The sequence below is a fragment of the Paenibacillus sp. CF384 genome, assembly GCF_900106745.1.
Classification (GTDB): domain Bacteria; phylum Bacillota; class Bacilli; order Paenibacillales; family Paenibacillaceae; genus Paenibacillus_Z.
Map to the genome: position 1 here is coordinate 32,384 of NZ_FNNV01000006.1, position 20,523 is coordinate 52,906.

13 protein-coding genes and 3 tRNA genes are annotated in these 20,523 nt (G+C 51.4%); all 16 read right to left on the minus strand.

The features are described 5' to 3' along the window. Positions 1–129: 129 nt before the first annotated feature. Entirely contained in the window at positions 130–6,756 is a 6,627-nt protein-coding gene (locus tag BLW29_RS12005) for a LamG-like jellyroll fold domain-containing protein (RefSeq protein WP_090979734.1), read from the minus strand. Between the two features lie 452 nt (positions 6,757–7,208). Further along, the gene (locus BLW29_RS12010; RefSeq protein WP_090979735.1) at positions 7,209–7,454 is read right to left on the minus strand and encodes a hypothetical protein; all 246 of its coding nucleotides are present in this window, start codon (positions 7,452–7,454) and stop codon (positions 7,209–7,211) included. A gap of 68 nt (positions 7,455–7,522) precedes the next feature. Further along, positions 7,523–7,608: transfer RNA gene (locus BLW29_RS12015), tRNA-Leu, on the minus strand. Between the two features lie 18 nt (positions 7,609–7,626). Continuing rightward, positions 7,627–7,703: transfer RNA gene (locus tag BLW29_RS12020), tRNA-Ile, on the minus strand. A 21-nt stretch (positions 7,704–7,724) separates the two neighbouring features. Beyond that, a tRNA-Met gene (locus tag BLW29_RS12025) sits at positions 7,725–7,801 on the minus strand. A gap of 81 nt (positions 7,802–7,882) precedes the next feature. Next, positions 7,883–8,047 carry a hypothetical protein gene (locus BLW29_RS31405; protein WP_177186601.1) on the minus strand — a complete coding sequence of 55 codons (165 nt, stop codon included), beginning with the start codon at positions 8,045–8,047 and terminating at the stop codon, positions 7,883–7,885. A gap of 139 nt (positions 8,048–8,186) precedes the next feature. Then, positions 8,187–9,725 (minus strand): ABC transporter substrate-binding protein, encoded by a 1,539-nt coding sequence (locus tag BLW29_RS12030; protein ID WP_090979737.1) that lies wholly within the window; start codon positions 9,723–9,725, stop codon positions 8,187–8,189. Between the two features lie 5 nt (positions 9,726–9,730). Next, positions 9,731–10,618: an ABC transporter ATP-binding protein gene (locus BLW29_RS12035; RefSeq protein ID WP_090979739.1), complete on the minus strand. Its 888-nt coding sequence runs from the start codon at positions 10,616–10,618 to the stop codon at positions 9,731–9,733. 6 nt (positions 10,619–10,624) lie between these two features. Next, complete coding sequence (locus BLW29_RS12040; RefSeq protein WP_090979741.1) at positions 10,625–13,531, minus strand: ABC transporter permease; 2,907 nt, start codon at positions 13,529–13,531, stop codon at positions 10,625–10,627. 3 nt (positions 13,532–13,534) lie between these two features. Then, the gene (locus tag BLW29_RS12045) at positions 13,535–14,614 is read right to left on the minus strand and encodes an efflux RND transporter periplasmic adaptor subunit (RefSeq protein ID WP_090979743.1); all 1,080 of its coding nucleotides are present in this window, start codon (positions 14,612–14,614) and stop codon (positions 13,535–13,537) included. Further along, a complete protein-coding gene (locus tag BLW29_RS12050) occupies positions 14,580–15,344 on the minus strand; it encodes an ABC transporter ATP-binding protein (RefSeq protein WP_090979745.1) in 765 nt (254 codons plus the stop codon). The genes BLW29_RS12045 and BLW29_RS12050 overlap by 35 nt, the downstream gene beginning before the upstream one ends. A gap of 188 nt (positions 15,345–15,532) precedes the next feature. Next, positions 15,533–16,648 carry an ABC transporter permease gene (locus tag BLW29_RS12055; protein WP_256208550.1) on the minus strand — a complete coding sequence of 372 codons (1,116 nt, stop codon included), beginning with the start codon at positions 16,646–16,648 and terminating at the stop codon, positions 15,533–15,535. Positions 16,649–16,652: 4 nt separating this feature from the next. Next, entirely contained in the window at positions 16,653–17,603 is a 951-nt protein-coding gene (locus BLW29_RS12060; protein WP_090979747.1) for an ABC transporter ATP-binding protein, read from the minus strand. 130 nt (positions 17,604–17,733) lie between these two features. Continuing rightward, positions 17,734–18,573, minus strand: a complete 840-nt coding sequence (locus BLW29_RS12065; protein ID WP_256208551.1) for an ABC transporter permease — start codon at positions 18,571–18,573, stop codon at positions 17,734–17,736. Next, positions 18,557–19,381, minus strand: coding sequence for an ABC transporter permease (locus tag BLW29_RS12070; RefSeq protein WP_256208552.1), 825 nt, complete (start codon positions 19,379–19,381; stop codon positions 18,557–18,559). The genes BLW29_RS12065 and BLW29_RS12070 overlap by 17 nt, the downstream gene beginning before the upstream one ends. A 4-nt stretch (positions 19,382–19,385) precedes the next feature. Further along, positions 19,386–20,381 (minus strand): ABC transporter ATP-binding protein, encoded by a 996-nt coding sequence (locus BLW29_RS12075; protein ID WP_090980154.1) that lies wholly within the window; start codon positions 20,379–20,381, stop codon positions 19,386–19,388. Positions 20,382–20,523 lie beyond the last annotated feature (142 nt).

Consider the following 20,523-nt stretch of genomic DNA (forward strand, 5'->3'; position numbering starts at 1 on the left):
ATCGATGACTAATGCGATTATATTTCCAGTAGATGGGATATGGCAATACTAATATTCAGATAGTCGCCGATTAAGGAACAAAAACCGACTTGCTCGCAGGCAAGTCGGCTTTTTGTTTACCGCTTATTATTACAGGAAACTCTTTAACGCTTCGATGCTTTGTAGCAACTGATCAGCGAAGGCAGCGTTGATCTTTTTGCCTTTCTCCTTGTTGATATCCTTTTCCAGCTGTTTGAAGTCTTTCGCTTCAAGCTTGCCTTTCGCTTGATCCTTTTGGATTTTGTCGATATCCGATTGAAGCGACTTTACGGTTTTGGCGTCCGTGATCAAACCGCGGCTTGCCCCGAGAGAGACCAGTTCGTCTAATTGAGCGACTTCGATCGTGATTTCCAAGCTGAATGTATGCGTTGTTTGATGACCGAGATTATCCCTCGCTATAACGACGATCGGATAGGTTCCAACCTCGAGGCCGAGCGGCTCTACGGAAACCGTTCCGGATGTCGTCTTGCCGTTAAAGGATACGGTCAACGATTGCAATCCGCTTCCGCTGTCGCTTGCAGAGAACGCAATCGCTACTGCTTCCGTTTGGAGGAACGACAAATCGCTCGGCGCAACGATGACCGGCGGCGTCGAATCAATCGTGACGAGCGTTTCACCCGTTACGCCCGATCCATCCTTCGCCGTGGCGACGACATTAACCATGCCGTCCGCAACAGCGGTCAGCACGCCGTTCTCGTCGATTGTCGCTTTATTCGTTGCGCTGCCATTCGTGCCGATGACCGTCCAGGCGACGGATTTATCGGTCGCATTGTCAGGCGTTACGATTGCGGACATTTGCATCGTCCCTCCGAGGCTCGCAATCGAGTTTGCTCCGTTCGCGCCTGTTACGGCGATTTCTGTCACAGCTACATCCGCTCCGCTGCCGGGCTTATCGTCCGGGTTCCCAATGTCGACAGGAATATAAGCACTTTCGCTTGGCGCTGAGATCGTCATTGGCTCGGTGTAGCCGCAGATGCCCAAATACCCTTCGTCCGAAAGATAATTGTTCTCGTCAATCCAGCTTGCGACGATCGTGTCGCCTGCCTTGACGCGGATCCACACGCCATATTCGGTGTTCACTGTACTTATTTTAACTAGTGTGTTTGTGTACGCCGGAACAAAACCTTTGTTATCCGCAAGCGCGGATCTGCCGTCGTCCGACAGAATGCTTGAACCGGGCTTCCAAAGTTCCGGCCAGTGCTGAATCTCAAAGGAGCCTTCCTTGAAGATAACACTGTATTTGGAGCCGCTCCAAGGGTTGTTTAGAAGATCCTCCTCGGACGGAGCACGTAGCGTAAAGTTCGGGAATGCCCCGGTGTTCATACCGGACTCGAAGCCTACCACGAACTCTGCGTCGCCGAATGTTCTACCCGTGTAACCTGCAGTTCCGGCTCCGACGGGAGTCAACTTGGTATCGTTATTCTCCCAGTTGATTGAAGTCCCTCCGGATTTCCAATTAGCCTTATCCGCAATGACTGTGCCCATATCCACATATTCGGTCACGCGTCCGAGTTTGATGGAGGATTCAGTCGCCAGGCCGAAGTAACCGGGGGAGGAAACGTTTAAGTTATTCTCATCTCGAACAGAGAACAGCGTCTCGTTTCCGCTCTCGAGCGTCACAGTCACGCCGCCGTACCCGCTTTCGTTGACATCATCCCATACTGCTCCGGCCTTCAAGAGCCGGTCGTTAATGTCTACCGTCCATTGCCCCAATTGGAGACCCTGGCCGTTGTAATAACGGGTCAATGTGGCTGTCGTGCCTTGAATAGCAATCTCATATCTGTTGGCCGTTCTCGTAGCTGCATTTGCCCGAAGTATGACGTTCAGGTCAAGAGCGTCAAGATCTTCATTCTCTGCTAGTTTCAAATAGAAGTCCTTGTTGCTGTACTTTTCCTGCGTATAGAACGCGGCAGCAGACTTGCCAGCCTCAGCATCCAGAGTGAGGCCGGTCGGTTCGTCTTTCACAAACGACGATTGGTTGGCTGCCGTCCATTTGGAATTGGCAAACAGCATATCGTCCAGCAGTGCCACTGGGGAAATCAGCATCGGGTACAGATCGTCACTGACAGGTCCTTGGTCAGGCGTGAGGTCAGCACGCACAACCGAGAAGTCGTCTATCAGTGCTCGTGAGCCGGATGTTGTCTTTGTGGCATAGACTGTGGCTGTTCCGGTCTCGTCTGCAGTAAATGTGATGGACACCGATCGCCATGCGGGCCGGTCCAGTTCATCTTTGAGAGTATCTGCACCGACGATTACACCTATTTCCACCTTCTGCCCTTCGGCGCTGCTGCCGTTACCCATCCGGGCAAAGCCGCGCAGAACGTATTCTTTACCAGGCTCTAGACCGGTAATCTCTTGCTCGAGCCCGATGTTCTGACCGGTCAGCTCCACTGCGTTCTGATCGCGGGCGTGAGCGTTGTCGGCCGATGAACCGGCTCTGACGATGAATGCGCTTCCTGTCCCTGCCTTGGTCCAATACGGCATTGAGCCCATGCTCGGGAAGTCGACGCGCGGCCACTCAAAACCGCTGTTGAACAGCAGGTTTCGGTTCGCATAAGGCAGGAACTGCGGACCGCTGCTAACTTCTTCGGCCGTTACCGGAGTACCCTTCAGTCCGGCAGACCAGCTATCTCCCGGCTGATAGGCGCCCATACCGACCGCGACGGTTCCGGATTTCAAGGTAAAGTCAAACGCCGATGGATTGCTGAACGTTGCGGTTCCATCGCTGTCGTCGTTTGGCCTGCTGTAGTTTTCCAACACCACCGCGCCGGCGTTAACGTTATCCGTACCCACGCCGCGGGAATCCACGATGTTGTTCATAAAAACGTCCATGTAAGCGTCGCCCGGGGAGTTCGTGTAAATTTCAGGGTTCGAGTGATTAGTTGCTCCTTTATAAACGGTGTTATTGACCACAGATATAAATTCGGAGCTAGAGTTAATGAAAACAGCCGTCCATGGCAAATTCCAAAACACATTGCCGTATACCAAGGCGTTCTTGCAGCCCAGATCAAAGTACACGCCATTGGAAAATTCGCTGTGGGAATCATGGATTTGGTTGTGGTGAATTTGGCTGTTACCAAAATCGTTATAAGCAAAATACATCAGTCCTGCGTCGGTGCTGTGCCAGTTACCGTCATGGATATCATTGTAGGAGATTTCGCTGGCGTAGAAGCTGCCGCCAATCAGAGTTCCGCTGGCGTTATAAATCTGGTTGTGGCTGATCAAGTGGTTGATTCCCGAGATGGTTATCGAGAAAGTAAACAATGTCGGGCCGGTAGTAGCGTCATGCAGCTTGCTGTTGACGATCTTGTTGCCCTCGCCTTCGACAGTGACCAGCGCACCTGCAGAGTAGGCGATCTCACTGTTGATCAAGGTGTTGTTCTTACCACCTACGATGATGCCTCCCCGCTCACTCTGTGGGGACAGGAATTCGGTGACGTACTTGGCTGTCATTTTGTCCACTACATTGCTCACGCCGTTACGCATAGTCAGACTGCAGCCGTTCAGGTCGATACCTTCGATATGGATGTACTTACGGCTGGACAAATCCAAGCCCCATTCACGTGCTTTGTAACGAACATCCAGATCGCCCGGGTTCATGCCGTTCGGGAGCTGCATATACAGCGTTTCGCTATTCTGGTTATAGAACCACTCATAAGGCGCATCCAGAGCCGCCATTGCGTTCTGGATATAGTAATGGAAATCGTCGCCTGATGCGTAGCCGGTTGGACCCAGCTCGTAGAAGTTCATGTTTGCTAGATTCAGCCAGCCAGGCGTGGATGAGACGACTTCCGCACCGGATAAGTTCCATCCGCGGTTGTCCATGCCCACGATGGCTGCTCCGTCCCATGTACCTGCAGGTTGGTTCATCTCGGGATCGCGCAGTTTGCCCGTTGGAGTAGACCATCCGCCGGTGCTGGCATTCTCGCCGTCGAACTCATATGTCAGCCAATTTGGACGATAGTACGCATCTTCCTTCGTAACGTTCGGATACCGTGAAGGCAGCATCGCTTCGCCGTCCACAAAAATTTGATTGCGGTAATTGCCCATCGGCAAGCTAACGTTTACTTTCCAGAGGTTGGCGTCATCAGCGTCATATTCCACCGCGCTCGGGTTTGACGCCGTCTGCCATGCCTCGGTAATCAAGTTCGCGCCGGAGATGACCACTTTCTCGCCGTCGGCAGATTTATATTCAATAGGGTGATCAGCTGTACCGTTGTACTTCGGACGTACGGATTCCTCATAAACGCCCTCGTGAATGATGACGGTTTCGCCCGGCAGAAGAACATTAGCTGCCTTCTGAATCGTAAGGAATGGTTCGGCCTCGGTGCCGGGGTTGCTGTCGCTGCCGCTCTTGGCCACATGATAAGTTTTGTCGCCTACCTGATCGGTGTCGGCAGGATCTGTCTGCTGGCCGGTGCCATCTGTATTCGGCGCTCTGTTAAATAGCGCTGCATGTGCGGTGCTGCCCAGCGCAGAGGTGAAGAGCGAAAGCTCATCCAGAAGGCCGGTATACGCGCTCTCATTGTAGCCGCCTCCGCCGAACCATTTGTATGCTTGCAGATTTACAGGGAATGTGGACGTATATGTTTTCTCACCGATCTGACTGCCGTCCAGGTAAAGAGCGACTGTTTTCTCCGTCGCGCTAAAGGAGAACGACAGATAGTGCCAGTTGCCGTCGGCCAAATTGCCCGCTGGCGCTGAAAGGCTGCTATCCCACTCGGAGCCATCCGATCCGTAAGATAGGAAGTTTATCTTGGTGTCGGTGTAATTGTTTTCACTCGTACCCCAGCCGATACTCCACCAGATTTCTCCGGCATGTAACCCCCAACTGCCATCGGAGCCCCCATAAGGCGGGGCCATTAATGAACTGGATGTTCCTGGACTAGGAGCTGATGGTTTGACCCAAACGCCCATGGTGAGATCATTCACATTCGCGAACTGAGTACCATAGTCGATGGTGAGCCCGCTCGCACCTCTGCTGTCCGTGGAAATTGCGGAAGTATTGCCTCGGCCGCTGTGATCGATATCCCACACATAGTTATTCAATGTGGCCGTCAAACCGTCCGAAAGCGCGCCGGAGGTCGAACCATTATCCTCATTGAAGGGGAAGAGGATCTCGCCTTGCAAGGGATCGCCCGAATTGCCACCGCCGCTTGTATTAGGAGCTCTGTTATACAAGGCTTCATGAGCGGTATCCCCAAGAACGGATGGGAAAACGGAAAGCTCATCCAGCAGGCCCGTATACCCGCTTCCATTATAGCCAGCCCCGCCAAACCATTTGTATGCTTGCAGATTAATAGGAAATGTGGATGTGTAAGTCTTGTTTCCGATCAGGCTGCCGTCCACATACAGATTGACTGTTTTCGCTGTCGCGCTGAAGGAGAAAGCCACATAGTGCCAGTCGCCGTCTGCCAGATTTCCCGCTGGCGCTGATAAACTGCTTCCCCACTCGGAACCATCCGATCCGTAAGACGTGAAGTTTATCGTTGTGTCAGCGTAATTGTTTGCACTGGTGCCCCATCCGATATTCCACCAGATTTCTCCATTATTTAATCCCCAATTGCCAGTGGTACCGGCATAAGGCGGAGCCATTAAATAACTGGAGGTTCCAGGACTCGGAGCGGAGGGCTTCACCCAAACGCCCATCGTAAGATCATTTACACTCGCGAACGGAGCGCCGTAGTCGATCGTGAGCCCGTTCTGGCCTATTTGGTCATTGGAAATCGCGGAAGTTCCGCCCCTGCCATTGTGATCGATATCCCACGCATAGTTGTTCAATGTGGCTGTCAGATCACCCGAATTGGCGCTGGAGGTCGAACCATTTCCCTCATTAAAGGGGAATAGAATCTCGCCTTGGAGAGGATTGCCTGGATTGCCCGGATTGCTAGTATTAGGTGCCCTGTTATATAGAGCTTCATGCGCAGAGCCGTCAAGAACGGAAGGAAACACGGAGAGCTCATCCAGAAGGCCTGTGTACGACTTAGCCTGGTACCCATTCCCTCCGAACCATTTGTAAGCTTGCAGATTGACTGGATATAGGGAGCTATAATCTTTCTCGCCGATTAGATTGCCATCCACATACAGAGCGATGGTTTTCGCCGTCGCACTCAAGCTGTACGCCAAATAGTGCCAGTTGCCATCAGCCAGATTCCCTGCCGGCGCTGAAATGCCGCCATCCCATTCGGAACCATCGGATCCGTAAGATAGGAAGCTTATACTTGTGTCAGCGAAGCTGTTTGCACTGGTGCCCCAGTTGATACTCCACCAGATTTCGCCATTACTGAATCCCCAATTGCCTGTAGTACCGGCATAAGGCGGGGCCATTAAAGAGCTCGTTTGTCCGGAATTAGGTGCTGAGGGCTTGACCCAAACGCCCATCGTAAGATCATTTACACTCGCAAAAGAAGTGCCGTAGTCGATTGTAATTCCGTTCTGGCCCGTTTGGTCATTGGAGATCGCAGGCGTATCGCCCCGACCGTTTGGATTCCATGCATAGTTGTTTAATGTCGCTGTTTGATCGCCCGACAGGGCACTGGAGGTCGAGCCATTCCCCTCATTGAAGGGGAATAGAATCTCCCCTTGGAAGGGATCGCCGCCGGCTGGGGTTTCTGCGAAAGCAGTCGCGGGCAGCAGTGTTAGTGTTACTAGCAAAATACTGAGAACCAAAGATGTCAGACGTGAAGCCAAGCGTGATGTCAGTCTGTGCTTGTTCATATGATCTTCCCTTCAATGGTCTATTTTGTGAATCTATCAAGATTTCTCATGATGGCTATGTTACTTCACCTCGTCTCCCCTATTTCCCAATACTTTTTTCGACGTGTTGCAAGCAGAGATAATCTAGCTTCCCGCCCCTCTCAACATGTTGTCTTATCGTTTGTAGAGAAAAAACGCTTCAATCCCCAAAAACAGGCTTCAAGATGCAGCTCTTATTCGTTGTTAACTTGTATTTTAGAGTCAGCAATAATAGGAGAAAATGAACTATTCTACGATTTTCGGACAAAACATGTTGCAGCTCCGATTACGCCTCTTTATTTAGATTGAAATGAAGCTAGCACAAATCAAAAAGACCCATGCAAAAATTGCATGAGCCTACTATTTGGTCAAGGAAACCATATGTCATTGATTCGATGAATGTTGCCAAAGTTTAGAAAAGAATTGGATTGAATTCATATGTACTTTCTTGTCTTCCTATCTTTCCTAGCTGCTTTATGTTCTGCCGTTGTTTCAAATCTATAAACCAAGTCTGCACTATAATTCCACGGCTTATCATCGTCGATCCCAAAATTGATTGGATCATAAAGTTTATCTCCGCTAAGAGAAGTTTTACTTTTAAAATACCGATACACTGCTTGCAGACTAATGAATTCTTTAATGAATTCGTTGTTCTCCCATACCTTTATCGGGATTCCCATATCAGTACCCTCCTTAGCATTGCGCTACAAAAGAAAAAAACCTTGAATCATCAAGGTTTCTTGTTGGATGCCGAGGACGGGAATCGAACCCGTACGGTGGTCACCCACCGCAGGATTTTAAGTCCTGTGCGTCTGCCAGTTCCGCCACCCCGGCATGTTCATGATTGTGGAATGGTGGGCCCTGAGGGACTCGAACCCCCGACCAATCGGTTATGAGCCGACCGCTCTAACCAACTGAGCTAAGGGCCCTTACGATAATAATCGAAAGGTTGGTTGCGGGGGCAGGATTTGAACCTGCGGCCTTCGGGTTATGAGCCCGACGAGCTACCGAGCTGCTCCACCCCGCGATAACACGCATTCACTACAAATCATTCAATGGCGACAAGAAATAATATACTATATGATGCATGAATAAGTCAAGCATATTTTTATGGAAGGAATCGAACGCCGAATCTTCCCTTGCGCGAACGAAATACTTCGATCTCTTGCGGACATTCATAACCGTATACCCACCAGTCGTTTTCCATCCGTCTAACCAGACAGCCGGCTTGAAATTTGGTTTCGTACAGACGCCCCCAATATATCCACTTCATGTCACTTACTCCCTTCTTCGCCGTTTCGCTTAGAATGCCCCAATTTCGGAAAAAACAAGCATCTGCTCTGAACGATCTAACGAAGATATAAAAAACCGCATCGACGCAAGATGCGCCAATGCGGTTCCTTCGTTATTCCTTAGCCTTTACCGCCGTAAACATTAATGCCTACGCCGCCTCCACCATCAACTGGCTCAAGCGGACCATTCGGATTGTCCTTGATCTTCTGGAGCATGGCATCACCTTTGGTCTGCCATTCTTTAAGCGCCTCTTCGACGGATTTCTTCTTCTGAATGACTTCCTGGAAGAGTGGCTGTGCAAACTGTTGAACCTGATAGAGGTTCGGCTTCTCACGGTAGAGCTTCTCAAGCGTGATATCTTGCGGTGGAATCGGTTTAAGGGTGTAGAAGGCCTCGATGTTATAGTTCATGCCGTCCTTTGGCTTCAGGAACGATTTGCGCGCTACCATCTCATACGTGCTGCGGGATTTCAGCTTCGCCCATTCCTTGCTGTTGTTGAACTGGATGAAGTCCCATGCATCGTCGCTGTTCTGTGCATTGGCGCTGATCGCCATTAGGTTGTTCAAGTAGATACTGCCGCCAACGCCCGGAGCTTCCTCGAAAGTCGGGATCGTCACGACATCCCAGTCTGGTGATGGGATCTTAGGATTCTTAGCCGCATAATCTTTGGCTCTGGACAGCTCATTCACGTAGTCATAGCCGCCAATCATCATTGCGATGCGACCGCTGATGAATAGATCGTTCTGGAACGGATTAAATGCGGCATCTTTGTCTCTGACAATACCACCGCCGCCGTTGTTCATATCTTCTTGAGTAGGTACGATTTTCTCTTGGTACAGTCCGGCTACTTCACTCCACACTTTGCGCCATTGCGGTGTATCTACGGTCATCTTCTCTGCTTTATTGTCAAACATCTTAAGCTGAAGAGGTGCCGAGTAGGTTTGCGAATCCCAGAACGGGTCTCCGCTCCAACGATTGAACGAGAAGCCGAATTTACGCTCTGCCCCTTCGCCCTTCGCTACCTGTTTGGCCTTCGTAAGGATATCTGTCCAAGTCATGCCGTCTGTCGGCGGCGTAACACCGGCATCGGTAAACAACTTCTTATTGTAATAGAGCGCTGAAGCATTGAAGGTTGGCGTAAGCGCATAGAGACTGCCGCCTCCCGCATCCTTGATACCATCGATAACCGTCGGTACGAAGTCCTCGATATCAAATTCACTCTCTTGGATTAGCGGGTCCAGCTGTTTAAGTAGATTGTCTTCTACCAGACGTTTCAGATAAGAAGATTCCAGTACAACAACATCGACCGGGTTCTTGCCGTTGATCATCTCTTTCAGCTTCTCATAGGGGTCTGGCTGCTTCTTGTTCGGATCGGGCTCTTCGAAACGCTGGTCGTCATAGTTGATAGCGGCTGCGATTTCGATGTCGATATTCGGATGTGTCAGTTCGTAACCATCCGTGAACTGTTGACGCAGATAAGGTTCATTATCGGAGTTGGAATACATAAAGCCGATTCTCAGTACATGACGTTCTGCTTCGTTACCACTGTCTCCCTTGCTGCATGCTGCAAGACTTGATGCCAGCAGACCTGCTGTAACCGCCAAAGCAGAAGTCCTCATAATTAGTTTTCCCCGTGAACGTCTTACTTTCTTCTCCATTGGTTCTACCCCTCCAGTGATTTAGGCGGCGAGATAATGATGCGCTCACCGTCAAATTCCATTGATGCTTTATCTGTAATTTGTAAGGCTGTTAAATACGATTTCGGAATTTGAAGTCTGCCTACCCGGTCAACGACGACATATTCTTCATGAATGGCTTCAGCGCCGCCGAGAGTCGAGTGGTCGCCTATCTGATCTTTATCGTCCAGATTCGGGTTCCGCTTAATAAATTCGGTACTGGTTAGTCCATCCCGAATCGCCACGACGCGGTCAACCTTACCGGCTAACGATAAATCATGCGTAACGATAACGATCGTAATGCCGATCTCGCGATTAAGCCTGCGGAAGATATCCATGATGAGATCCGAAGTCCGCGTATCGACGGAGCCTGTCGGCTCATCGGCAAGCAGCAGCTTCGGCCGGTTCGACAGCGAAATCGCAATTGCAACCCGCTGCTGTTCACCGCCTGAGAGCTGGTGCAGCTTATTGTGCATGCGCTCCTTCAGCCCCACCCACTCCAGCAGCTGCTTCGCATAAGCGCGATCCAGTTTGGAGGACAGCATCATCGGCATCTCCACGTTCTCGAGCGCCGTTAAATACGGGAGCAAATTGCGTGCATTACTCTGCCAGATAAAACCGACGGTATCGCGTTTATAGGAAACGAGCTGCTCATCGGTAATCTTGAGCAAATCCCATGGCCCAACGCTCACTTGGCCGGCAGAAGGGCGGTCAAGACCGCCCAGTATATTGAGAAGCGTCGATTTCCCGCTGCCGCTGTTGCCGATAATCGCCATCATTTCGCCTTCACGTACATGAAGGTTCAGCCCTTGCAATGCAACGACCTCAAGATCATCTGATTTGTAAATTTTAACGAGTCCCTCGCAAGTAATCATGAGGTCTTAACGCTCCTCTCCCATCTTAACGGCTTGATGTACGCGCAATCTGCGGATATGAATGAGCAGAAGCGCTGCACCCATCAGCATCATGCATCCGACCACGATGTAGAGCTGCGTCGTGTCCTTGGAATCGAATACGACCCTAAATGGCGGTACGGAGTTTGCAACGTTATCGGTCGTTTGCAGGAATGGCAAGAATAGCAAACTCGCGATTTTGCCGATTAGGATACCGAGTCCGATGGACAGCCCCGCTGTAAACACCTGCTCAAGGAGCAGCATACCGGTCAACTGCTTCCTGGAGAGTCCCATCGCGCGAAGAACACCAAACTGTACGATCCGCCCTGATAAATTAAAGAACCAGAACAGAATGTAACCTGTCAGCGACACGATGATGGAAACGAGGAAGCCGAGACTTAGGATTCCGAATACGCCGCCGCGTGTCGGATGCTTCGATTGCACGGCGAGCTCAATGCGCACGTCCTGAACATTCGCAAGCTCAATGCCCTCATCCTGCAGCTGCTTCATGATTGGAGCGGTAAGCGCACCTGGTTTCATCTTCAGCCATACATCGTAAGGAATGATCGGCACTTGGTCATAAATATAATCCAGATTCGCGATGATAAACGGCGATGAGTCCGGATACTGACTCGGCCAGTACGGTACGATACCGACGACGACGAAGTCAATCATCCCTTCCTGCAAACCGGCAGAGATCGTATCGCCCAGCTTCAGCTGATATTTCTCGGCCACGTTGGAAGGAATAATAGCCGCTTGTTCATAGAGCCCTAAGTAGTTTAAGTAGTTGAATGGATGTGAAGGATACAGATCGTCGCGGAACCAAGCAACCTTAGAGAAATCGACGTTGTCGATACCCATTACGGTTCCTTGACCGGCCGATCGTCCTGAAACAACGATATTGGCTTTGGTCTGCAGCACGCGCGCCGCCGCCTCTACCCCGTCCAGCTTGCGGAACACTTCAAATGGAGGCTCCGAATAGTTGATCCGAGTCGGTACCGTAGAACCGCCGCCTTGTCCGCCGCCGCCACCTCCACCGTTACCGCCTCCTCCATTGCCTCCACCGCCATTGCCGCCGGCTCCTTCTCCACCGCCACCGCCGGCATCTCCGCCTCCGGTGTCGATGACTTCAGCAGTTCCTTCCCATACCGTCTGCATGACAACGTCCGTTCCGAATTTGTAGAGCGTCCGCTCTGTAGAATTCAGATCGATCGTTCGAGCCGCAGAAGCATTATAAACCCCAAGTCCAAGCGTTAAGATGAGCAATATCATCAGCGGATAATACCCCTTCGAAGATCTCGACAACTGCGTCAGCGTCAAGTAGAGCGGCACCGGTAATACCTTCTTGCCGATCCAGTTAAAGAGCTTCAGCAGCCACGGGAATACGCGAAGGAAGAACAATCCCATTGCGAAGATCGCCAGCGCCGGGACAAAGAACAGAAAAGGCTGTACGTTCAGCTGATCCGTCGTCATTTTGCTTTTGAACGAGATGAGCTGGCGTTCATTAAACAAGTACCAGCCATACGCTGCGACACCAAGCATCAGCACATCGCCATACCATCTCTGCCAGAGCGGCTTGCGGTCCGACCGGGCAATCTGTTTCTTATAGTCCACGATCGATGCCCGGGCATAGATTACCGCTGGAATGATCGTCGCAAGAAGGGCAAGCACCACGGAGCCGACACCTGCGAGAATCGACTCAGTTCCGAATCCGATCGGAATTGACTTCCGATTGACAAACTCCAGGAATCCATTGGCCGAGCCGATGCTCTTCGCCATAAACCAACCGATTAACGGACCTATCAGGAGAGCGATGATCCCGAGCAATAATCCTTCCAGCATATAAATGCCGATGATCTGCCTGGTTCCCGCTCCCCGGCTGCGCAATACAGCGATATCACTGCGCTGTTTATCGAGTGATTGCCGAGCATTCATCGCAATAAAGTAGAACACCATCGCCAGCATCGGCGCAGCCAATGTGAAGAGCAGCAGCTGCAGCTGGAGACTCGACTTGCGGAATTCGTTCAGCAGCTTCGCGAACGAGATCTCAACTCTCGTATCCTTCAAACGCTGATACAGCTCGATGTTCAACCGTTCCAGCGTCTGATTAAGCGGCGACAATTGACTTGTCTTGATATCTTTCAAATCGAATGCATAATACCAGTTGGCTGTATGAACCGGAATCTTCCGATCCTTCATTAGCCCGTTCTGGAAAGCCTTCTCGCCGATTTGCAGCGTGCTCATCAAGCCTTCAAGCCCTTGATACCAATACGGATCCGTATCGCTAAGCGGCTTGAACGCACCGACGATCTTAACGCGAAGTGTCAGATTCAACCCGCTATAGATCGGGTATTCAAACACATCGCCGATATGAATGTCACTGCGGTACATCGCCTCTTCCAGAATGACCGCTTCAATCGTGTCATCGTCGCCAACCGTGTCCGTGTACCAACGACCTTGCGTTAATTCTGTTTTCTTATCGAGGCCGCTCATCGATGTAAGTCCCATCTGACGAACCCGGCTCGCATCGACGGTCGTTGGATCTTCCGGCGTCAGCTCAGCCGTACGAATAGCCAAACTTTGTACGTAGGTGCCGAAAGGAAATCCAACTTCACTCGGCACATCCTCGCGGATATAACGGGACACCTCGGTCAACGCATTCAAATCCGTCTTACCGGTCGTTTCCTGGTAACGCATCAGAAGCGATCCCGCCGGCAGCCCGCTGCTCTCTTCCATGAGCGATTGTGCCACAACGCGCTTCAGCGCTCCATCCGCGTACATCGGGATACTGGTCGCAAAGGCGACGGCAATGATCAAGCCGGCCAGCGAGCTGAGCGTCATCCATCGCGTGTTCCACATTTTGCGAAGCAGAAAGCGAAATAGCGGCATCCCCATAGCTTATCGACCTACGACTTTCTGCCCCGGTGTCAATCCTTTGAGGATTTCAACTTGCGTTGCCGTTTGCTGCCCTACTTCAACATCCACCTCGCGTTTGCCGTTTTCATCGATGACTTGCACATAAGTACGAGATCCGATTGAACGTAATGCAGATGGCGGAATGACAATTGCATTTTCTTTGCGGTCCATAATAATGGAGATCGACAGCGGCGTTCCGCGCGTCACGCCTGTAGGCATTTTATCCAGCTTCACCGTCAGGAAATCCTCAGGTCGCTCCGGTTTATTGCCGCCCGCACCACCGTTGCCGCCGCCGCCTTCGCCACCGCCTCCGTCATCCTTCTGAATCGGAAGCTGAGCAATCTTGCCTTTGACCTGTCCGGCACCGTTGATGTCAACGACGACAGGCATGCCTACGGAGATGCCTTGCAGTTCATCTTCGGTCATTTTGGCTGCTGCGGTCAGCTGACCCGTATCCGCGATGATACAAACCGGGTCATAGGCTTTGATCAAGTCGCCTTTCATGACGTTCAACGAAACCACTGTACCGCTGAAAGGCGCTTTCAGAATCGCTTTGTCGATTTCGAGCTGCGATTCTACTAACTTCTGGCGTTTCTCTTCGAAGGTGATTTTGGCAAGCTCGAACTCTACCGGATCCATCTCGTCCTTCTTGCGCAGCGTTTCTTTCATTTGCAGTTCGTCTCGCGAGAATTGCAGTTTATCCGAGCGCAATTGTTTCTTCATATCGTCCACATCGAGGGAACCGATCACTTGGCCTGCTGTTACTTTCTGGCCGACTTTAATATGAAGTTCCTTCAATCGTTTGCCGTCGAGTGTAAAATACAGCGTTTCTTCCTGAAGCGAGATCAGCTTCCCGATTCCCGTCTTCTTCGATTCGAGCGTAGCAGTCGTTACCTCGTACTCCGGCTTCTTCGAAATTTGCGGCGGCGCAATAGCAGGCAATGATTCTTCGTTATCCTCGTTAGGCAGCAATGAGCATCCGCTCGTGATAATAAGAGAAGCTCCAAGAACTACAACAGCTGCAGTCTTAAATGAACTTCCCGTCAACCATTTCGTAAACATGATCGGCAACCTCCAGAATCGTGGGATCGTGCGTTGTCATACAAATCGTAACTTGTTCCGTGCGAATGATGGTCTGGAATACCGACATAATTTGTGCGGCCATTTGGGAGTCAAGCTCAGCGGTCGGCTCGTCGGCAAGCAGCATACTCGGACGATGTGCGATAGCCTTCGCGATCGCAACACGCTGCTGTTCACCCCCCGATAACTCGAACGGACGGTGATGCATTCGCTTGGCAAGACCGACAAGATCCAAGCAATGCTCAACGCGCTTCTTCCATTCCTGAGACGGAATACCTGCCATACGCAGCGACAGCTCGACATTCTCATAAGCAGATAAGAGCGGCATTAAGGCATACGCCTGAAAAATAAACCCGATGTGCTTGCGCCTTACCTTCGTGCGTTCATCATCATTCATGCTATGGAAGGGCAAATCCTGAAAGAAGATATGGCCCTTCGTTGGTTGATCGAGCCCGCCGATCATATTGAGCAGCGTTGTTTTACCGGAGCCGGAACGTCCGCGGAGCATCACGAGCTGCCTCGGACGAAGCTCCATCGCGATTCCCTTCAACACATGAAGCGGCTGCCCGCCAACCTGGAATGTTCGTTCAACCGACTCTACGGTGAGAAGCGGTTTGGTCTCGATTGTTGGTATGTACGGAGCGTCAGTTTCCCTTGTTGCGTCGGATTCTACAGCTTCCTTTGTTGCTTGCTTGCTTCTCCACCATCCCATCGCGGCTGCAGAGACCCCCCTTCCTATTAAAAAACTTTAATCTCAATAACGTTTAGACGGAGCAACCAATCAAAAAGTTACGCGCTCCGATACCAAATTCGTTAAATATTTGCTAAAAAAGCCTCTGAGCCGCAAAAACGGACATGATCCGCTTTATGGCGCAGAAGCTCTCTCTTAAGACTAACACATTATGGCTGCTTCCAATTGTAAAATTTCGACCCGATGAGGACCGAAACAAGGCCCCACGCCAGCATAATTCCGATATTCATCCAGAATGTTGCATTCAGCATACCTAGATCATACACCATGCTGTCTCGGATGCCGTTAGCGAAATATGTCAGGGGCATGACATTCGCAAGCGGTTTGATGTAGCTCGGCAATACGTTGATGTCGAAGAAAACGCCGCTGATGAACATCATGATAAAGCTGGTTAAATTCGCCATGCCGAAATAACTTTCCATCGTCTTGCTAAACCCTGCGAGCATAAATCCGATCCCTGCAAAGGACAGCGTGCCTACAAGGAAGACGATCAAGAATGCAGGCACGTTCATATTGATATGTGCACCGAATGCGAGAACGCCGATCAGCGTCAGGAGGAAGATCTGAATCGCACTCAGAATAAACTTGACCGCAATGCCGCTAATCCCGAACAGTCCCATGCTCGCAGGCGTCAGAATCAGTCTCTTGAGCAGGCCGTTGCGCCGCATTTCGACCATAGCTACCATCCCGAACAATCCGGCTTGCGAGATGGCAAGCGCAATTAATCCGGTGAGCAGGAAGTCTGTATACTTCAGCTCTTCGCTGCCTGCGGATACGAAGTCCGTCTTCAGCGTAAATGCGGGAGCAACACCGGAAGCGGCACTGTTCATCTGCAGAACGATATTGTTCAGAATACTCTGCAGCGCTTGCGAGGAAGGCGAGTTCTGCTTCTCCTTATTCAGCAGCAGCTCCAGCGATGAAGAATCTGCGGATTGCGGCAGTACTATAACCGCATCCACATCGCGATCCTTCAGCCACTCCTCCGCCTTCTTGCGGCTGACCGGCATATCAGACTTATATTCGAAGATGTCGATCTGCTTCAAGCCGCTGCGCACATCCTCAGCCAGTGTATTGGAAGAGGGTTCAACGAGCGCGATCTTCGCCGTGAAGCTGCTGCCAGAGCTGCCACCGAAGATCATGATGAAGATAACCAGCAGAAGAACGGGGTAGAAAATCGACCAAAACCACACATTCTTATCGCGGAACGTCATTTTGAACTGTGCGCCAAACAGCATCCGGAATTGCTTCCATCCGTTTCGATTCATGGGCTCAGTCCCTCCATTCTTTGCCGGTGAACGCGATGAAGACGTCCTCCAAGCTCATTTCGCGAATGGATACCTGTTCGACTCCGATGCCTTGCTGGGATGTAAAACCAAACAATTGATACAGCGTCTCCTCCGGCTGCAGCGACCATACAACCAGATGATCGCCGCTTCGCTTCACGCGCGTTACGGCCGAATTGCTCAGTGCAATATGCTCCGCCAGCGATGCATGCTCTACCCCGCCGGTAAACGTGAGATGGATCTCCCGTTCCTTCGTAAGACGACCAATTAATGCTTTTGGCGTATCGAGCGCTACGATTCGGCCTTGATCTACGATGCACACGCGATCGCTGAGTTTATCGGCTTCCTCCATGTAGTGCGTGGTAAGAATCGTCGTTTTGCCAATCGCTTTGAGCTTGAGTACGATGTCCCAAATGTTGCGTCTGGCTTGAGGATCCAGCCCTGTCGTCGGTTCATCCAGGAAGATCAGCTCCGGATCGCTGATCATCGCAAGCCCGATGGCCAATCGCTGCTTCTGACCGCCGGAGAGCGCCTTGACTCTCTTTTTACGATGGTCTGCCATGTTGATATAGCCCAATATTTCGTCTGTCGGCCGCCGTCTGTTGTAGAAGGAAGCGAAGGTTTCGAGGTTCTCCTCCACCGTCAGCAGATCGAATAACGCGCTCGTCTGCGGCTGTACGCCGATCGTCATCTTGATCTGAGACTTGTTTGCGGCCCAGTTCATGCCCAGTACGGATACCGTTCCGCGATCAGGCTCCTGCAGCCCTTCAATCATTTCAAGCGTCGTTGTTTTGCCTGCCCCGTTAGGTCCGATGATGGTGAATACCTCGCCCTTCTTCACCGAGAAACTAATCCCGTCCACCGCAACCGTTCCACCGAATGACTTGCGCAGATCCTCTACGGTAAGTACCGTCTCGCCTGCCTCATGCTTTGTCACCAGCCATCATTCCCCTTCCTTCTCGCCGACCTCTCCCATTACTTTATCATTGGAAAATCAAAGCAAGAACCGCCTGTGGAGGGAAATGGTCTCGGTCCCGGGAAGGAGAACAATGAACGTGAATGATGCTCTAGCCTCGCATAGCGATGGCATTGCCCGAGGTGTACCGTTTGAGTCCGAGCCGGAATATCAACGTACCTGCTGTCAATAAACCGATCGTCATCGCGATCGACTGCCAGAAGAAGACCGGATCGAAATCGCGCATCAGGCCAATCGGCAGATAGCTGATGAACCCTGCCGGAACAATTGTGAACAAGAGCAGCTTGGCAGCGCCGCGGAAGATCCCGGAAGGATACGTCGAGAGCGCCACGAAGCTATTGAACACTTGCCCTGCTATTCCCTCGGCATTGCCGAAGAAGAACGCGAAGCTGCCGGCAATAATCATGACGCCCATAAAGATCAAGCCGCTTATAAGCAGCCCCAGTCCGAACTGCACCGCGCCAAGCAAGGTATGATTGCCAACCCAAGCGTACACGGCCAGCCCGAACAGAAAATCCCCTGCGGCCGTTAGCGACATTCGACTGGCCAATACATGAAGCAGCACAGGCTTCGGCTGCGATAAATACACATCGAGCTGACCACTTGAGACAACCGGAGCAATGCGATGGAAATTGCCAAATAGCATATTCGCCCAGCCAAAGCCGCCTGCCCCGACTGCCCAGAGCATCATCACATCGGATAATTCCCAACCGTTTACCACCTGGAACCGATCAAAGAACAGGGTCCAGAAGAACAGCCACATGAAATTATTAATAAACATCATTCCGGCCATCAGGAAGAAGCTCATGCGATACTCCATCGAGGATGCTAAGTTCACTTTCCAGCAGGTCAGCAGAAAACGAATCGTCCCTGCAGGCGTTTGAAAACGATCTTGGTCTTTCTCTTTCTCTCCGTTAACCGCCATTGACATGAAGTTTCGCCACTCCTCTCCGGTACATCATGATCGTGAAGCCTGTGAGCACAGCTATCCAAGCTGCCTGAATGGCAATTTGCTGCACTAACGAAGCAGATCCATAGTTCACAGCCGTTCTTGCCGGAAAATATAACATTGCTTGGAAAGGCAGCCACGCGCATATCCGCTGCAGCCACTCCGGCATCAGATCAAGCGGCAGCAGCATGCCGCCAACTGTGAATTGCAGCTTGTGGAGAACAAACTCCATCCCGCGCGTTTCCTCCACCCAGAAGGCGCACAAAGCAACGATCATGTTCAGCAGAAACGCAATCGTAATCGCTCCTAGCGTAAGGGAAAGAAGGCCTGCCCAACCAAGGCCAAAATTCGGCGGACCCACGAAGGTCCATGCGATAATGCCGCCAACCGCCAAGTGAATGAAGAATCGGAATACCGCTTCTGATAGATACGCGGCATATTGATAGCCGACATACGAGATAGGTCTGATGAGCCTGATCGCAATATCGCCGCTCTTCACCTCATTCTCTATGGCCGTACATAGGGCGGGCACGCCCATCGTAATCGCCTCTGTGAATACCAAATACCAAATGATCTGCTTCATCGTATAACCATTAATAACGCGGGTGCTGTCACCGTCATAGGCAGCACTCCACAGCTGAACGAAAACAAACAAGATCAGCAGCAGAAACGACGCCCGCATAATAAAATCCGTCTTATAGGCCATTTGCTGCCGCATCGTAATTTGAGCAACCGCTCCTATTTTCTTGCTTCTTCGAAGCCACAAGGGGTCCAAGTTCTGCATGACCATCGCACTACCCTCCCGACCCATAAATATGCGTAATGATTTCTTCCATCGGCGGATCTTCCACTGTCATGTCGTCCAGCTTGAACCTGCCCATTAATGCGCTGACAACGGATTCAATGCCGACTTGCTTCAGGTCCACAGCCAGCTTCAAGCGACGACCTTCCGATTGAAGGATTTCCATGCCTTGAAGATCAGGAAGCATACCCGGTGCAAAAGAATCTGACAGCGTCAGCGAAATGATTTTGCGGCTGAGCACTTCCCGCTTCAACCGCTCAACCGGCGCATCGAGTAATATTCCGCCATGATGGATAACGACAGCCCGCGAGCACAGCTCCTCCATATCTCCCGCATCGTGAGAAGTCAGGAAGACCGTCGTTCCCTCTTCGCGGTTCGCTTCCAGAATCAGCTCGCGAATGCGCTGCTTCACGACGACATCAAGTCCTATGGTTGGCTCATCCAGAAACAACAGCTGCGGCCTGTGCAGGAAGGAAACCGCGATCTCGCAGCGCATCCGTTCGCCGAGCGAGAGCTTACGAACCGGGATATTCAAGTATGGACCCAGCTCGAAGCGCTCGATCAAATCTGCTCGCCTGTCTAGATAGTCGCTTCTGTTCAGCTCGTAGACCCGACTGATCAAGTCAAACGTATCGATCGGCGGCAGGTGGTACCACAGCTGCGATTTCTGTCCGAATACAGCACCGATTCGAAAAGCCAGCTTCGCCCTATCGCGCCAAGGTGTTAAGCCCAACACTTGCGCTTCACCGGAAGAAGGATGGAGTATCCCTGTCAGCATCTTAATCGTTGTCGATTTACCTGCCCCGTTCGGTCCTAGAAAAGCTACCCGTTCCCCTCTGGCAACCGTCAGATCGATTTGCCTTACGGCCACCTTCTCTTCCCATTGCGGCCGAATGAGGGAGCGGATGCTCCCCGAAAGTCCGGCATCCTTGCGCTTTACGGCAAAGACCTTGCTTAATCCATGTGTCTGCAACGCTGCTGTCGACATCGTATTCTCCCCCTGTCTGCGTACGGTGCTGCGGTAAAGCAAAAAAGACCTCCTGCGAGCACCGCCTTATCCTTGTAAGGCGGAACTTGCCGAAGGTCTTTTATCCCTACGGTGTAGCATGACATATCGTCGTTTGCCGGTT

What these genes read in the sequence shown, in the direction of transcription:
- BLW29_RS12005 (WP_090979734.1), bottom strand. Translation starts at nt 6,756, where the DNA reads ATGAACAAGCACAGACTGACATCACGCTTGGCTTCACGTCTGACATCT.
- BLW29_RS12010 (WP_090979735.1), bottom strand. Translation starts at nt 7,454, where the DNA reads ATGGGAATCCCGATAAAGGTATGGGAGAACAACGAATTCATTAAAGAA.
- BLW29_RS31405 (WP_177186601.1), bottom strand. Translation starts at nt 8,047, where the DNA reads ATGAAGTGGATATATTGGGGGCGTCTGTACGAAACCAAATTTCAAGCC.
- BLW29_RS12030 (WP_090979737.1), bottom strand. Translation starts at nt 9,725, where the DNA reads ATGGAGAAGAAAGTAAGACGTTCACGGGGAAAACTAATTATGAGGACT.
- BLW29_RS12035 (WP_090979739.1), bottom strand. Translation starts at nt 10,618, where the DNA reads ATGATTACTTGCGAGGGACTCGTTAAAATTTACAAATCAGATGATCTT.
- BLW29_RS12040 (WP_090979741.1), bottom strand. Translation starts at nt 13,531, where the DNA reads ATGGGGATGCCGCTATTTCGCTTTCTGCTTCGCAAAATGTGGAACACG.
- BLW29_RS12045 (WP_090979743.1), bottom strand. Translation starts at nt 14,614, where the DNA reads ATGTTTACGAAATGGTTGACGGGAAGTTCATTTAAGACTGCAGCTGTT.
- BLW29_RS12050 (WP_090979745.1), bottom strand. Translation starts at nt 15,344, where the DNA reads ATGGGATGGTGGAGAAGCAAGCAAGCAACAAAGGAAGCTGTAGAATCC.
- BLW29_RS12055 (WP_256208550.1), bottom strand. Translation starts at nt 16,648, where the DNA reads ATGAATCGAAACGGATGGAAGCAATTCCGGATGCTGTTTGGCGCACAG.
- BLW29_RS12065 (WP_256208551.1), bottom strand. Translation starts at nt 18,573, where the DNA reads ATGTCAATGGCGGTTAACGGAGAGAAAGAGAAAGACCAAGATCGTTTT.
- BLW29_RS12070 (WP_256208552.1), bottom strand. Translation starts at nt 19,381, where the DNA reads ATGGTCATGCAGAACTTGGACCCCTTGTGGCTTCGAAGAAGCAAGAAA.
- BLW29_RS12075 (WP_090980154.1), bottom strand. Translation starts at nt 20,381, where the DNA reads ATGTCGACAGCAGCGTTGCAGACACATGGATTAAGCAAGGTCTTTGCC.